Source organism: Streptomyces sp. NPDC005774, from assembly GCF_042871645.1.
Taxonomy (GTDB): domain Bacteria; phylum Actinomycetota; class Actinomycetes; order Streptomycetales; family Streptomycetaceae; genus Streptomyces; species Streptomyces pratens.
Window position 1 is genome coordinate 216130 of sequence record NZ_JBIAIV010000001.1, and the last position, 13527, is coordinate 229656.

Annotated in this window: 14 protein-coding genes and 1 pseudogene; 12 read left to right on the forward strand and 3 right to left on the reverse strand. The window is 71.9% G+C overall.

Annotated elements, in window-relative coordinates:
* Positions 1–35 precede the first annotated feature (35 nt).
* Complete coding sequence (gene tsaE, locus ACFYQA_RS01095; protein WP_388909743.1) at positions 36–542, forward strand: tRNA (adenosine(37)-N6)-threonylcarbamoyltransferase complex ATPase subunit type 1 TsaE; 507 nt, start codon at positions 36–38, stop codon at positions 540–542.
* Between the two features lie 178 nt (positions 543–720).
* The gene (locus ACFYQA_RS01100) at positions 721–906 is read left to right on the forward strand and encodes a hypothetical protein (protein ID WP_388909746.1); all 186 of its coding nucleotides are present in this window, start codon (positions 721–723) and stop codon (positions 904–906) included.
* 52 nt (positions 907–958) lie between these two features.
* On the opposite strand, the gene ACFYQA_RS01105 is transcribed toward ACFYQA_RS01100, so the two are convergent.
* Complete coding sequence (locus ACFYQA_RS01105; RefSeq protein WP_388909749.1) at positions 959–1507, reverse strand: hypothetical protein; 549 nt, start codon at positions 1505–1507, stop codon at positions 959–961.
* Positions 1508–1754: 247 nt separating this feature from the next.
* Between ACFYQA_RS01105 and tsaB the strand changes: the two genes are divergently transcribed.
* From tsaB to ACFYQA_RS01125, 4 genes are read left to right on the forward strand one after another with little or no spacing between them, the layout of a single operon-like run.
* On the forward strand, positions 1755–2408 hold the full coding sequence (tsaB, locus tag ACFYQA_RS01110) for a tRNA (adenosine(37)-N6)-threonylcarbamoyltransferase complex dimerization subunit type 1 TsaB (protein WP_388909752.1): 654 nt from the start codon (positions 1755–1757) through the stop codon (positions 2406–2408).
* Positions 2409–2413: 5 nt separating this feature from the next.
* Positions 2414–3004: a ribosomal protein S18-alanine N-acetyltransferase gene (gene rimI, locus ACFYQA_RS01115; RefSeq protein WP_388910275.1), complete on the forward strand. Its 591-nt coding sequence runs from the start codon at positions 2414–2416 to the stop codon at positions 3002–3004.
* Positions 2997–4112 (forward strand): tRNA (adenosine(37)-N6)-threonylcarbamoyltransferase complex transferase subunit TsaD, encoded by a 1116-nt coding sequence (gene tsaD, locus ACFYQA_RS01120; protein WP_388909755.1) that lies wholly within the window; start codon positions 2997–2999, stop codon positions 4110–4112. The genes rimI and tsaD overlap by 8 nt, the downstream gene beginning before the upstream one ends.
* Positions 4109–4378, forward strand: coding sequence for a hypothetical protein (locus tag ACFYQA_RS01125; protein ID WP_388909758.1), 270 nt, complete (start codon positions 4109–4111; stop codon positions 4376–4378). Before tsaD ends, ACFYQA_RS01125 begins: the two co-directional genes overlap by 4 nt.
* 107 nt (positions 4379–4485) lie before the next feature.
* Here ACFYQA_RS01125 and ACFYQA_RS01130 read toward each other — a convergent pair.
* Positions 4486–5141, reverse strand: a pseudogene (locus ACFYQA_RS01130) (fibronectin type III-like domain-contianing protein); the annotation flags it as partial.
* Positions 5142–5347: 206 nt separating this feature from the next.
* Between ACFYQA_RS01130 and ACFYQA_RS01135 the strand changes: the two are divergent.
* Together ACFYQA_RS01135 and ACFYQA_RS01140 are read left to right on the forward strand one after the other, a co-directional pair.
* Complete coding sequence (locus ACFYQA_RS01135; protein WP_388909761.1) at positions 5348–6406, forward strand: LacI family DNA-binding transcriptional regulator; 1059 nt, start codon at positions 5348–5350, stop codon at positions 6404–6406.
* A gap of 398 nt (positions 6407–6804) precedes the next feature.
* Entirely contained in the window at positions 6805–7848 is a 1044-nt protein-coding gene (locus ACFYQA_RS01140; RefSeq protein WP_388910278.1) for an LCP family protein, read from the forward strand.
* Positions 7849–7933: 85 nt separating this feature from the next.
* On the opposite strand, the gene ACFYQA_RS01145 is transcribed toward ACFYQA_RS01140, so the two are convergent.
* Positions 7934–9154 (reverse strand): methyltransferase domain-containing protein, encoded by a 1221-nt coding sequence (locus tag ACFYQA_RS01145; protein ID WP_388909764.1) that lies wholly within the window; start codon positions 9152–9154, stop codon positions 7934–7936.
* A gap of 157 nt (positions 9155–9311) precedes the next feature.
* On the opposite strand from ACFYQA_RS01145, the gene ACFYQA_RS01150 reads away from it, so the two are divergent.
* From ACFYQA_RS01150 to groL, 4 genes are all read left to right on the forward strand, one after another.
* Entirely contained in the window at positions 9312–10196 is an 885-nt protein-coding gene (locus tag ACFYQA_RS01150) for a polysaccharide deacetylase family protein (protein ID WP_388910281.1), read from the forward strand.
* A gap of 134 nt (positions 10197–10330) precedes the next feature.
* A complete protein-coding gene (locus ACFYQA_RS01155) occupies positions 10331–11038 on the forward strand; it encodes a polysaccharide deacetylase family protein (protein WP_388909767.1) in 708 nt (235 codons plus the stop codon).
* Between the two features lie 344 nt (positions 11039–11382).
* Positions 11383–11691, forward strand: a complete 309-nt coding sequence (gene groES / locus ACFYQA_RS01160) for a co-chaperone GroES (RefSeq protein WP_055609712.1) — start codon at positions 11383–11385, stop codon at positions 11689–11691.
* Between the two features lie 117 nt (positions 11692–11808).
* Complete coding sequence (groL, locus tag ACFYQA_RS01165) at positions 11809–13428, forward strand: chaperonin GroEL (RefSeq protein ID WP_386398154.1); 1620 nt, start codon at positions 11809–11811, stop codon at positions 13426–13428.
* The last annotated feature ends 99 nt before the right edge of the window (positions 13429–13527 follow it).

Here is a 13527-nt window from a genome sequence, read left to right on the forward strand (position 1 = left end):
GGGTGTGGCCCGTGTACTACTGCGAGTGAGTGATGATGGAAGAAGTCGCAGCGTCCCCTCCGTCCGTCCGGCTGGTCGTCGGTTCCCCCGACCGGATGCGGGACCTGGGCCGTGCCCTCGCCAAGCTGCTGCGCGCCGGCGACCTCGTGATGCTCACCGGCGAGCTGGGGGCGGGCAAGACCACGCTGACCCGCGGGCTCGGCGAGGGGCTCGGAGTGCGGGGCGCCGTCACCTCCCCGACCTTCGTGATCGCCCGCGTGCACCCGTCCCTGGGGGACGGGCCGCCGCTGGTCCACGTCGACGCGTACCGGCTGTCGGGCGGACTGGACGAGATGGAGGACCTGGATCTCGACGTCTCGCTGCCCGAGTCGGTGATCGTCGTGGAGTGGGGCGAGGGCAGGATCGAGGGGCTGACCGACGACCGGCTCCGGATCGTCATCCACCGCGCGGTCGGCGACACCACGGACGAGGTCCGGCACGTGACGCTGACCGGCCTGGGCGACCGCTGGACGGGCACGGACCTGAGCGCACTGTCGGCCTGAGCGCACCACCGGTCGGCCCGGGCGGGGCGGCGCACTGTGGCTGTGGGGTCCGTCCTCCCTGCGTTCCGACAAGGTGTCGGTAAAATCTTGCATTTGGTGTCCCGGGCGTGGTCACATGGTATCCAGCTCGTAGTTAGGTACGCCTAACTATCTCCGCCCCCGACCCCAGGAGGCGTCCATGCCGGCCACCGAGAGCTCTCGCCGGACCGAGGTGCGGCCGCAGTCATTCGCCGGGGTGTCGATGCGCGACCTGCTGGCGGCCGGCGTGGCCGCCGCTGCGATCTCCACCCCGCCCCGCGCTCCCGAGCCGCAGCAGCAGCCCCGCCGCGCTGAGCCGGGGAACGGCCACCGCGAGGCCGCCTGATCCAGCCCCGCCGCCGTGGTCGTACGTCGTACGTCTGTGGGCGCGGGCGCGGCTACCGTACGACGACGACCTTGCGGCCGATGGTGGCGAACTTCCACATCGCCTCGCCGTCCGCACGGGTTTCGCGGATACCGCCGGTGGGGACCTTCGGGTCCAGTTCCGGGGCCGATCCGTCGATCGCCGCGCTGAAGCCGATCGCCGTGCCGTCGTTGCTCGCGAAGCGGACGACGTGCTCGATGGGGATGCCGTCCGATCCCGTGGCGGTCTTCGAGCGGGAGGTGACCCGGTAGGTGCCCGGCTCCGGGTCCACCGTGCTGGGGCTGACCACGAAGGTGCGGCGGACCTCGCCGTCGTTCTCGACCAGCCACACCAGGTCGGCGCTCAGGGCGTAGACGATCCGGAGGCCCTGGCCGGAGCCCTTGGGCGGGGCGGTGGGGGAGTCCTTGCCCCGGTCCGCCTGCAGGGCGGCCCGTGCGGTGTCCGTGCGTGCGGCGTGCGGAGCGACCCGTGCGTTCGCCGACGCCTGGTAGCCGAGGACGCCGACCGCCAGGAGGGCCGCCGCGGTCAGCCCTGCCACGATCGCTGAACTGTTGCCTGCCACCGCCGTCACCACCTCTGTCCCGCCCCGGTCCGCCCTGGTCCGCCCTGGTCCGCCCTGGTCCGCCGTGTTCCGTGGTCCGTCGCACCCGGCTCCCGCGTCGTCCCCGCCGGCGCCACCGCTCCGGTGGCGATCCTCCGGGATCACCCGGAATCACCCGGATTATGCATACGCCGATGCGACGGTAGCAGTACGTGGCCGTCGGACCGGGCCGTCCGACACGGGGTGCGGAGAGCCGTAGGCTGTTTGTGTGCTCCTGCTCGCTCTGGATACCGCCACCCCCGCCGTCACCGTCGCGCTGCACGACGGCGCCGACGTCATCGCCTCGTCGAGCCAGGTGGACGCCCGCCGCCACGGCGAACTGCTGCTCCCGGCGATCGACCGGGTGCTCGCCGAGGCCGGCCTGAAAGTGGGCGCTCTCACCGGGGTCGTCGTCGGCATCGGCCCCGGACCGTACACCGGGCTGAGGGTCGGCCTGATGACCGCGGACACCTTCGGGCTCGCGCTCGATGTCCCCGTGCACGGTGTGTGCACGCTGGACGGCCTCGCGTACGCCGCCGACCTGGAGGGCCCCTTCGTCGTGGCGACCGACGCCCGCCGCAAGGAGGTCTACTGGGCGCGGTACGCCGACTCCCGCACCCGCCTCACCGACCCCGCCGTCGACCGGCCCGCCGACATCGCCGGTCTGGTCGCGGGCCTGCCCGCGGTCGGTGCCGGCGCGCTGCTGTACCCCGACACCTTCCCCAAGGCGCACGAGCCCGAGTACGTGAGTGCCGCCGCCCTTGCCCGGCTGGCCGCCGAGCGGCTGGCGGCCGGCGTGGAACTGCCCGCGCCCCGGCCGCTGTACCTGCGCCGCCCCGATGCCCAGGTCCCCAAGAACTACAAGGTGGTCACCCCCAAGTGACACAAGTGACAGGGCCCGAGAGGGTCGCGCTGCGCGAGATGCGCTGGTGGGACATCGAGCGCGTGTTCCGGCTGGAGCGCGAGCTGTTCCCCGAGGACGCCTGGTCACGAGGGATGTTCTGGTCCGAGCTCGCCCATGCGCGCGGCCCCGCGGCGACCCGCCGTTACGTGGTCGCCGAGGAGGACGGCAGTCTCGTCGGATACGCGGGCCTCACCTCCGCCGGTGCGGCGGCCGACGGCGACGAGGGCACGGGCGCGCCGACCGGGGTGGCCGACGTCCAGACGATCGCCGTCAGCCGGGACCACTGGGGCACCGGCCTCGGCTCGCGGCTGCTGACGGAGCTGCTGCGGGCGGCGACCGCGTTCGAGTGCGCCGAGGTGCTGCTGGAGTGCCGGATCGACAACACCCGGGCCCAGAAGCTGTACGAGCGCTTCGGCTTCGAGATCATCGGGGTCAGGAAGGGCTACTACCAGCCGGGGAGCGTGGACGCCCTGGTGATGCGACTGACCGACCCGTCCACCACCGTCGACCCGGCGAACCCCGGGGACCCCGCGAACCCGGTGAACGCCGCAGAAGGAACCGAGACCCATGGCTGACGAACCCCTGGTACTGGGGATCGAGACCTCCTGCGACGAGACCGGTGTCGGCGTCGTCCGGGGCACCACCCTGCTGGCGGACGCCGTCGCCTCCAGCGTCGACGAGCACGCCCGCTTCGGCGGTGTCGTCCCCGAGGTCGCCTCGCGCGCCCACCTGGAGGCGATGGTCCCCACCATCGAGCGCGCGTTGAAGGAGGCGGGGGTGAGCGGCCGGGACCTGGACGGCATCGCCGTCACCGCCGGCCCGGGTCTCGCCGGCGCGCTGCTGGTCGGCGTCTCGGCGGCGAAGGCGTACGCCTACGCCCTCGGCAAGCCCCTGTACGGCGTCAACCACCTCGCCTCGCACATCTGCGTCGACCAGCTGGAGCACGGGCCGCTCCCCGAGCCGACGATGGCGCTGCTGGTCTCCGGCGGCCACTCCTCGCTGCTGCTCTCCTCGGACATCACCTCCGACGTCCGTCCGATGGGCGCCACCATCGACGACGCGGCCGGCGAGGCCTTCGACAAGATCGCGCGCGTGCTGAACCTCGGCTTCCCCGGCGGTCCGGTCATCGACCGGTACGCGCGCGAGGGCGACCCGTCCGCGATCGCGTTCCCGCGCGGGCTGACCGGGCCGCGCGACCCGGCGTACGACTTCTCCTTCTCCGGTCTGAAGACGGCTGTGGCCCGCTGGATCGAGGCCAGGCGGGCGGCGGGGGAGGAGGTCCCGGTGCGTGATGTGTCGGCCTCCTTCCAGGAGGCGGTCGTGGACGTGCTCACCCGCAAGGCCGTACGTGCCTGCAAGGACGAAGGCGTCGACCATCTGATGATCGGCGGCGGAGTGGCCGCCAACACGCGGCTGCGGGCACTGGCCCAGGAGCGCTGCGAGGCGGCGGGCATCCGGCTGCGGGTGCCGCGTCCGGGGCTGTGCACGGACAACGGCGCGATGGTGGCCGCCCTGGGCGCGGAGATGGTCGCCCGCAACCGGGCGGCTTCCGACTGGGACCTGTCCGCGGACTCGTCCCTCCCGGTGACGGAACCGCACGTACCGGGCGAGGCCCACGCGCACTCCGGCGCACACGGTCACGATCACGTGCACGAGGTCAGCAAGGAGAACCTGTACTCGTGACCGTCGCGCTGATGTGGGAGGCGCGGGCCGTGCCCGGCCGGGGCGAGGAGCTGCTGACCTGGGCCGAGGAGCAGGTGCGGGAACTGCCCGCCGATCCCGCCCTCTTGCGCCGGGAGACCTTCCGCGCCCCGCAGGACCGGGTCCTCGTCATCACCTGGTGGGACGCCCCGTACGATGCCGACCTGCCCGAACTCCCCGAACCGGGGACGGACTTGGTCACGCGAGCGGCGCACCGGTGGCGGTTCGAGTCGGTGGCGGCGGGCTGACGGTCCCCCGCCCCCCTTGCCCTCCTGCCCGCCACCCTTGCCCCTGCCCGTCATGCGCTGCCCGTCATGCGCTGCTCGGTCACGCCCTGCCCGTCACGCCCCGCCCGTCATGCTTCGTCCGACACCTCCGTCCCGCACACCAGCCTTCGGTCGGGGCCGAGTCCGCGGAGGGGGCCGGTGAGGGGGAGGCGGGCCGTGTGGCGGATGCCCGCGCTGGAGGCCGCCAACCGCAGTTCCAGGGCGCCGGGTTCGACCACCCGCCGGGCCGAGCGGTCGGTGAACGCCGAGAGGTCCGGGTGGAAGCGGAAGGTCACCCGGGCCGCCGTGCCCGGGGCCAGTTCCACGCGCCGGTAGCCGATCAGACGGACGCCGGGGCGGGTCACCGAGGCCACCGGGTCGTGCAGGTAGAGCTGGACGACCTCCGCGCCGTCGCGGTCGCCCGTGTTGTACACGGTCAAGGAGACGTCGTACGTTCCGTTGTTTGCCGCGAGTTCGGCCGGTTCGCCGCCGCCCGTGAAGTCCTCCCAGGCGAACGTCGTGTACGAGCGGCCGTGGCCGAAGGTGTACAGCGGGGTCGGGTCGAGGTTGCTGACCTCGCCCGCGAGGCCGAGCGGCGGCTGGAGGTATGTCCACGGCTGGCCGCCGGGCGCCTGGGGCACGCTCACGGGCAGCAGGCCGGACGGGTTGACGCGGCCCGACAGCACTCCCGCCACCGCCGGGCCGCCCTCCTCCCGGGAAAGAAGACCTGGACGGCCGCGCCCAGGCTGAAGCTCCTGTCGGGTGGACGGCGGGCCCTCTCGCAAAGGTTCTCGACGCGGTGACCGGGGCGAGGCCGGGTCTGCGGCCGGGCTGGGGCCGGTGTGTACCGGCCGGGGCTACGAATGTTTCGGTCTATATTTCGAATGTTCCGGGAATCCATGACGCAAGGAACACTTCGTCAATGGGGCCCGCAGGGATACGATCGCGGCCATGACTTCCTCGCAGCCCGCCGAAACCCGGACGCGAGGGCGCAGTGCGCGGCCTGCGACCCTCGCCGAGATCGCCCGTGAGGCCGGTGTCTCGGCGCCGACTGTTTCGAAGGTCCTCAACGGCCGTGCCGATGTCGCCCCCGCCACCCGGAGCAGGGTCGAGGAACTACTGCGCGCCCACGGCTACCGGCGCCGGCGGGCCGAGGCCACCCGTTCGCCCCTGATCGACCTGGTCTTCCATGAACTCGAGAGCGCCTGGGCGATGGAGGTCATCCGGGGCGTGGAGAACGTGGCGAGGGACGCGGGACTGAGCGTCGTGCTCTCCGAGAGCGCGGGGCGGCTCACCCCGGGGCGGACCTGGGCCGACCAGGTCGCCGCCCGCCGCCCGCACGGGGTGATCCTCGTCCTGTCCGGCCTCGACGAGTCCGGGCGGGCGCTGCTGACCAGCCGCTCCATCCCGTTCGTGGTGATGGACCCGGCCGGTGACCCCGGTACCGACGTGCCCTCCATCGGCGCGACCAACTGGCAGGGCGGGCTCGCCGCCACCCGGCACCTGGTCGAGCTGGGGCACACCAGGATCGGGGCGATCAGCGGGCCCTCGCAAATGATGTGCAGCCGGGCCCGCATCGGCGGTTACCGGGCCGCGCTGGAGACCGGCGGGCTCCCGGTGGATCCCGGGCTGATCATGGCCGGCGACTTCCACCACGAGACCGGTTACCGCCAGGGTCTCGCCCTGCTGCGCCGCCCCGACCGGCCCACCGCGGTCTTCACCGGCAACGACCTCCAGGCGCTCGGACTCTACGAGGCCGCGCGTGAGCTGGGCCTGCGGATTCCCGAGGACCTGAGCGTGGTCGGGTTCGACGATCTACCGGTGGCCCGCTGGGTGGGGCCGCCGCTGACGACCGTACGGCAGCCGCTGACGGAGATGGCGGAGGCGGCGGCCAGACTGGTGCTCGACCTCGGCAAGGGCGAGGACGCGGCGGCGGCCGCGACCCGGGTGGAACTGGCGACGAGCCTGGTGGTGCGCAGCAGTACGGGGGCGCCGTCGGCCGGAGGCTGACGGTTTTCGGTCTTTCGGGCTTCGGCCGGACGGTGCTCGAAGGGAGTCACCGACGGGTTCGAAAGTTTTGGTCCTGTGCTGCTCGTGCGGTGTCCGGGGCCTGGCCGCCAACTCGGCTGTTCTCAGGGTGAGTCCAGGCTGTGAAGTCTGAGAATTTCACGAGAAAGCGGTCCGGGGGACGCTGGTTGTCGTAATTCGGACTTACGTTCCTGTCTGTGAGGGGACATGAGGGCCGTGACGAGGGATGCGACGAGGGCGACGGCGAAGGGCGTGCTGAAGGGCGCAAGGAGGCCGGCAGCGACGCGCCCTCGGGCGAGTCCGAGGGCGCGGACATACGGCCGGACACAGGACCGGACGTAGAGCCGGACACAGGGACTGACATACGGCCGGGCGCACGGATCGACGTGCCGGCGGGGCGGCGGCCGGACCGTCGGGCGCGGGCGCTGAAGTTCGCCGGCCTCGCTCTGGCGGGCGCGCTGGTGCTGGGCGTCGGGGCGGCCGGCTGGGCGTACTGGCAGCTCGGCGACAACATCACGGGTGTCGACATCGACAGCGCCCTGGGCGACGACCGTCCGGCCAGGGGAACCACCTCCGACCAGGGTGCTTCGGCGTCGGCCTCGGCCTCACCCCTGCCGACGGGGTCCCTCAACATCCTGGTGCTGGGCTCGGACTCGCGCAGTGGCGGGGAGAACCAGGCACTCGGCGGCGGCGACAGCGGCGGGGCCCGTTCCGACACGGCCATGGTCGTCCACCTGGACGCCGGCCGGACCGCCGCGACGGTGGTCAGCATTCCGCGCGACACCCTGGTCGACCGCCCGGCCTGCCCGCTGCCGGACGGCGGGTCGACGCGGCCGGCGTCCCGCGCGATGTTCAACAGCGCGTACGAGGTGGGCGGGCCGGTGTGCGCGGTGAAGACGGCCGAGCTGCTCACGGACGTCCGCATGGACCACTACGTCGAGATCGACTTCACCGGCTTCGCCCGCCTGGTCGACGCACTCGGCGGTGTCACCGTCACCACGGACGAGGACATCGACGACGACCGGAGCCGGCTGAACCTCGAAGCGGGCACCCACCACCTGGACGGCACCGAGGCCCTCGCGCTGGCCCGCACCAGGTACGGCATCGGGGACAGCAGTGACCTCGGCCGCATAGGCCTCCAGCACACGCTGGTGAAGGCACTGCTGGACCGGACCGGGAAGCAGAGCCTGCTGACCGACCCCGTGAAGCTGTACGAGGTCGCCGACGCGGTCACCAGCAGCCTCACGACCGACACCGGCCTGGACTCGCTGACCGAGCTGACCCGCTTCGCCCAGAGCCTGCGGGACCTGTCCTCGTCCGCGGTCACCACCCTCACGATGCCGGTGCTCCCGGCTCCCTGGGACGCCAACCGGGTGGTGGCGGACCAGCCGGAGGCGGAGGAGCTGTGGGCGTCGCTGCGGTGACCCGCCACGTGTCGGACGAAGGGGCCCGGGAAATCAGGGCTGCCCTGAGCCCTGAGCCCTCGCCCTGTTCCCGGGATCGTGGATCTCACCGCACCGGATGGCCGAGCAGCATCGTCGGAGCGTCGGCGACGCGGGTGAGGAAGACGGTGACGGACGCGGTGCCGTGAGGTTTGGGGAGGGCCTTGCGGCGGAGTTCCTCCGGTTCCACGGCCGAGCCGCGCTTCTTGACGGTCAGGGTGCCGACCCGGCGCTCACGCAGCAGCGCCTTCAGCTTCTTGACGTTGAAGGGGAGCCGGTCGGTGATCTCGTAGGCGGTGGCGTACGGCGTCGGGCGGTGTTCGTCGGCGGTGACGTAGGCGATCATCGGGTCGATGAGCCCGCCGTCGAGCTGTTCGGCGACCTCGGCGACGAGATGCGAGCGGATGACGGCGCCGTCGGGCTCGTACAGGTACCGGCCGGGCGGACGCACCGCGGGGTCGGGCAGACCGCGGGAGAGGAGCGTGCGGGGCCCGGGGAGCAGCGTCGCCCGGATCGCCGGGACCGTGCCCGACCCGGTGGTCGCCTGCCCGGTCCCGAACCACAGCACCGCCTCCTTCACGTCCCCGCCGTCCGAGATCCACTCGGCCTCCGCGTCACCGGGAACGGCCTCGTGCGGGATGCCCGGCGCGACCTTCAGGGCGGCGGCGAGGGGCGCCCTGCGGGCCGCCTCGATCGCCCAGGACAGCGGGGGCGAGTAGGCCTCGGGATCGAAGATGCGGCCCCGGCCGCCGCGTCGGGCCGGGTCGACGAAGACGGCGTCGTAGCCGGCCGCGTCCACCTCCGTGACATCGGCCTCCCGTACCTCGATCAGCGCGGCCAGGCCCAGCGCCTGCGCGTTCGCACGGGCCGTCGCCGCGGTCAGCGGATCCCGGTCCACCGCGAGCACCCGGATTCCGGCGCGGGCCAGCGCGATCGCGTCCCCGCCGATCCCGCAGCACAGGTCGGCCACCGAGGTCACCCCCAGCTCCTTCAGCCGCCCCGCCCGGTACGCCGCCACGCTCGCCCGGGTCGACTGCTCGACCCCGTTCGGCGTGAAGAACATCCGCCCGGCGTCCTCGGCCCCGAACTTCGCCACCGCCCGCTGCCGCAGCCGGGCCTGGCCGAGCGCCGCGGACACGAGCTCCGCCGGATGCTCACGGCGCAGCCGGGTCGCGACGGCGAGTTCCCGGGCCGGGTCGGTGTCGCGCACCTCGTCGAGGAGGGCGCGGCCCTCGGGGGTGAGGAGCGGGGCCAGGGGCGGGGCGGAAAGGGGGGTGCGGTCGTTCACCGGCCCATTGTGGGTCAGGTGCGGGCCCGCTGTGGGCCAGTCGGTGGACGGTGTGCCGCCCGCCGCGGTGTCGGGCCGGGTGGGCGGCAGGTGACTGGGATGATCCGGCCCCATGCGAGTAGTAGGACAAAACGATAAAATGCGGTCAGTGGTGGGCATGCGGGCCGGTGCCGCCGCACTCACTCTCGCGACCCTCGCCCCTCTCGTCGCGGGCTGCGGCAAGGATCCCGCCGCCGTCCCGCCCGCGGGCGGTCAGCAACCCCTCCAGGCACCCCCGACCCGCGCACTCGACCCCTACGCCACCGAACTGCGCGCCGCGCACGCCGCGCGCACGGCCGTCGCGAAGCGCTGGGGGCTCAAGCGGGTGCCCCTGACCGCCCCGCCCGCCCCGGAGAAGAAACCCAGGATCACCACCCGTAAGGGCTTCGAGGTCGACGGCCACCGGAAACTGGACCTCCCCCCGGTCTTCACCACCGTCCCCACCGAGGAGAAGGTCGTCTTCCTCACCATCGACGACGGAGCCGAGAAGGACCCCGCGTTCCTGCGCATGATGAGCGAGCTGAAAATCCCGTACACCGCGTTCCTCAGCGACTACGTCATCAGGGAGGACTACGGCTACTTCGAGAAGATGCAGGACCGGGGCGTCGGCCTGCACAACCACACCCTGAACCACCCGTACCTGCCCGGCCTGTCCTACGCCCGCCAGAAGGGGGAGATCTGCGGCATGCAGGACGTCATCGAGAAACGGTACGGCGAGCGCCCCGTCCTCTTCCGCCCGCCGTTCGGCAACTACAACAAGGACACCCTGCGCGCGGCGAAGGCCTGCGGCATCGAGTACGCCCTGCTGTGGAACGAGGAGGTCTTCGTCGACCGCTGGGACTACCGCGAGTGGGACAGGGAGTTGCGCCCCGGCGACATCGTCCTCACCCACTTCCGGGGCCGCAACGACTGGAAGGGCACCATGCCCGACATGATCCGCCGCTTCCTGGACAAGGTCACGGCCGAGGGATACGCCGTGGGGCGCCTGGAGGACTACCTGTGACCCGGCGGGGGGCTGCCGCGGCGGTTCTCCTGGCGGCGGGTCTCATCCTTCCGGCGGTGCCGGCGGGCTGCGGCCCGTCCGGCGGGCCGCCGGACACAGGCCCGACGGTTCAAGGGGCCGGGGCGAAGGCGGGGATGGGGACGGAGGCGAAGACGGAGGTTGGGGCGGGAACGGAGGCTGAGGTGGGGAAGGGTCCTGGGGGCGGTGCAGGCCAGTCGTCCGGCCCCTCCGGTCCGAACCGCCCCGCTCCGGGCCGCCCGCCCGTCGTCGACCACGTCCCCACCCGGGACAAGGTCGTCTTCCTGACCTACGACGACGGCGCCGAACGCGACCCCCGCTTCATCGACCTCGTCCGCCGGCGCCGCCTCCCCGTCAGCATGTTCCTCACGGACAGCGTGGTGGGGCCCGGCTACGGCCACTTCGCCCGGCTGCGCTCGGTCGGCGCGAGCCTGCAGAACCACACCCTCGACCACCCCGCCCTGCGCGGCCTGCCCTATGCCGGCCAGCGCGCCGAGATCTGCGGCCAGCAGCGCAAGCTCACGTCCCGCTTCGGTATCCGCCCCCACCTGTTCCGCCCGCCCTACGGCACGTACGACACCACGACCCTCCGGGCCGCCGCCGACTGCGGCATCAAGGCGGTCGTGCTCTGGCGGGTCACCCTGGAGGGTGACGGCACCCTCACGTACCCCCGCGGCGCCCACCGCCTGGCCCCCGGCGACATCATCTCCGTCCCCGCGGGCGAGACCCCGCCGCTGACCCTTGCGGAACGGACTACGCGCTTGCTGCGCGAGCTGGAGGAGCGAGGGTTGAAGGTCGGGAGGCTGGAGGACTACGTCCGGTGAACGGGCCCGTCCGGGGGTACCCCTGCCCGTAGATCTGGGGCGGGCGAGGGCGAAGCCGTTCAGGCCGAAGCGGGGGCCCGGGGACGGCGGCTCCCGGGGGACGGTCATCCGAACACAGTCCGACTTTTCGGACTTGCGTACCCGGAAATCCTGGCGACGCCACGCGGTGAATTGGCACTCCGCTTGACCGAGTGCTAATCGCGGCCATAGTCTCGGGTCTGGCACTCCCCACTGGAGAGTGCCAACACAGCGACGGGCAGGTCCGGCACCCGCGACGACGGATCCACCTGGTCGCCACCTCAGACAGTTCACCCCGTGAGATCTCCGAAGGGGGAGGTCGGATCGTGACGACCGCCAGCTCCAAGGTTGCCATCAAGCCGCTCGAAGACCGCATTGTGGTCCAGCCGCTCGACGCCGAGCAGACCACGGCTTCGGGCCTGGTCATTCCGGACACGGCCAAGGAGAAGCCCCAGGAGGGCGTTGTCCTGGCCACCGGTCCGGGCCGCATCGAGGACGGTAAGCGCGTCGAACTCGACGTGACCGTCGGCGACGTCGTGCTCTACAGCAAGTACGGCGGCACCGAGGTGAAGTACAACGGCGAGGAGTACCTCGTCCTCTCGGCTCGCGACGTTCTCGCGATCATCGAGAAGTAAGTCACCTCGTAGCAGATTTGCTCCGAACTGCGCCCCTGGTCCCGACACGCTTACTGAGCCGGGGGCCCGGGGCGCAGTGTTTTCTCACCCCAGAATTCCGAGAGGGCTCCCGCTGCCATGGCGAAGATCCTGAAGTTCGACGAGGACGCCCGTCGCGCCCTTGAGCGCGGCGTCAACAAGCTTGCCGACACGGTGAAGGTGACGATCGGCCCCAGGGGCCGCAACGTCGTCATCGACAAGAAGTTCGGCGCCCCCACCATCACCAACGACGGTGTCACGATCGCCCGCGAGGTCGAGGTCGAGGACCCGTTCGAGAACCTCGGTGCCCAGCTGGTCAAGGAGGTGGCGACCAAGACCAACGACATCGCGGGTGACGGTACGACCACCGCGACCGTGCTGGCCCAGGCGCTCGTCCGCGAGGGCCTGCGCAACGTCGCCGCCGGCGCCTCCCCGGCCGCCCTGAAGAAGGGCATCGACGCCGCGGTCGCCGCGGTCTGCGAGGACCTCCTGGCCTCGGCCCGCCCGATCGACGACAAGGCCGACATCGCCGCCGTCGCCGGGCTGTCCGCCCAGGACCAGCAGGTCGGCGAGCTCATCGCCGAGGCGATGGACAAGGTCGGCAAGGACGGTGTCATCACCGTCGAGGAGTCCAACACCTTCGGTCTGGAGCTGGACTTCACCGAGGGCATGGCCTTCGACAAGGGCTACCTGTCGCCGTACTTCGTGACGGACCAGGAGCGCATGGAAGCCGTCCTGGACGACCCGTACATCCTCATCACGCAGGGCAAGATCGGCTCCATCGCCGAGCTGCTGCCGCTGCTGGAGAAGGTCATCCAGGCCAACTCCTCCAAGCCGCTGCTGATCATCGCCGAGGACGTCGAGGGCGAGGCCCTGTCGACCCTGGTCGTCAACAAGATCCGCGGCACGTTCAACGCCGTCGCGATCAAGGCCCCGGGCTTCGGCGACCGCCGCAAGGCGATGCTGCAGGACATGGCCGTCCTCACCGGCGCCACGGTCGTCTCCGAGGAGGTCGGCCTCAAGCTCGACCAGGTCGGCCTGGACGTGCTGGGCTCCGCCCGCCGCGTCACCGTCACCAAGGACGACACCACGCTCGTCGACGGCGGCGGCAAGAAGGAGGACGTGACCGGTCGCATCGGCCAGATCAAGGCCGAGATCGAGTCCACGGACTCCGACTGGGACCGTGAGAAGCTCCAGGAGCGCCTCGCGAAGCTCGCCGGCGGCGTGTGCGTCATCAAGGTCGGCGCCGCCACCGAGGTGGAGCTGAAGGAGAAGAAGCACCGTCTGGAGGACGCCATCTCCGCGACCCGCGCCGCGGTCGAGGAGGGCATCGTCTCCGGTGGTGGCTCCGCGCTCGTCCACGCCGTCAAGGTCCTCGAGGGCAACCTCGGCAAGACCGGCGACGAGGCCACCGGTGTCGCGGTCGTCCGCCGCGCCGCCGTCGAGCCGCTGCGCTGGATCGCCGAGAACGCCGGCCTCGAGGGCTACGTCATCGTCTCCAAGGTCGCCGAGCTCGAGAAGGGCAGCGGCTACAACGCCGCCACCGGCGAGTACGGCGACCTGGTCAAGGCCGGCGTCATCGACCCGGTCAAGGTCACCCGCTCCGCCCTGGAGAACGCCGCCTCCATCGCCTCCCTCCTCCTCACGACCGAGACCCTGGTCGTCGAGAAGAAGGAAGACGAGGAGCCGGCCGGCGGCGGCCACGGCCACTCCCACTGAGCACCGCGCTCGTAACGGACGTCGGTGACCGACGCCCGTAGCGGACACGAAGGCCCGGTACCGCTGCCCAGCGGCGCCGGGCCTTCGTGCTGCGCCCGT

Bases quoted from the DNA above. Each gene is read 5' to 3' on its own strand.
- groL (WP_386398154.1), top strand. From the start codon at position 11,809: ATGGCGAAGATCCTGAAGTTCGACGAGGACGCCCGTCGCGCCCTTGAG.
- ACFYQA_RS01150 (WP_388910281.1), top strand. From the start codon at position 9,312: ATGCGGGCCGGTGCCGCCGCACTCACTCTCGCGACCCTCGCCCCTCTC.
- ACFYQA_RS01135 (WP_388909761.1), top strand. From the start codon at position 5,348: ATGACTTCCTCGCAGCCCGCCGAAACCCGGACGCGAGGGCGCAGTGCG.
- ACFYQA_RS01100 (WP_388909746.1), top strand. From the start codon at position 721: ATGCCGGCCACCGAGAGCTCTCGCCGGACCGAGGTGCGGCCGCAGTCA.
- tsaE (WP_388909743.1), top strand. From the start codon at position 36: ATGGAAGAAGTCGCAGCGTCCCCTCCGTCCGTCCGGCTGGTCGTCGGT.
- tsaD (WP_388909755.1), top strand. From the start codon at position 2,997: ATGGCTGACGAACCCCTGGTACTGGGGATCGAGACCTCCTGCGACGAG.
- ACFYQA_RS01155 (WP_388909767.1), top strand. From the start codon at position 10,331: ATGGGGACGGAGGCGAAGACGGAGGTTGGGGCGGGAACGGAGGCTGAG.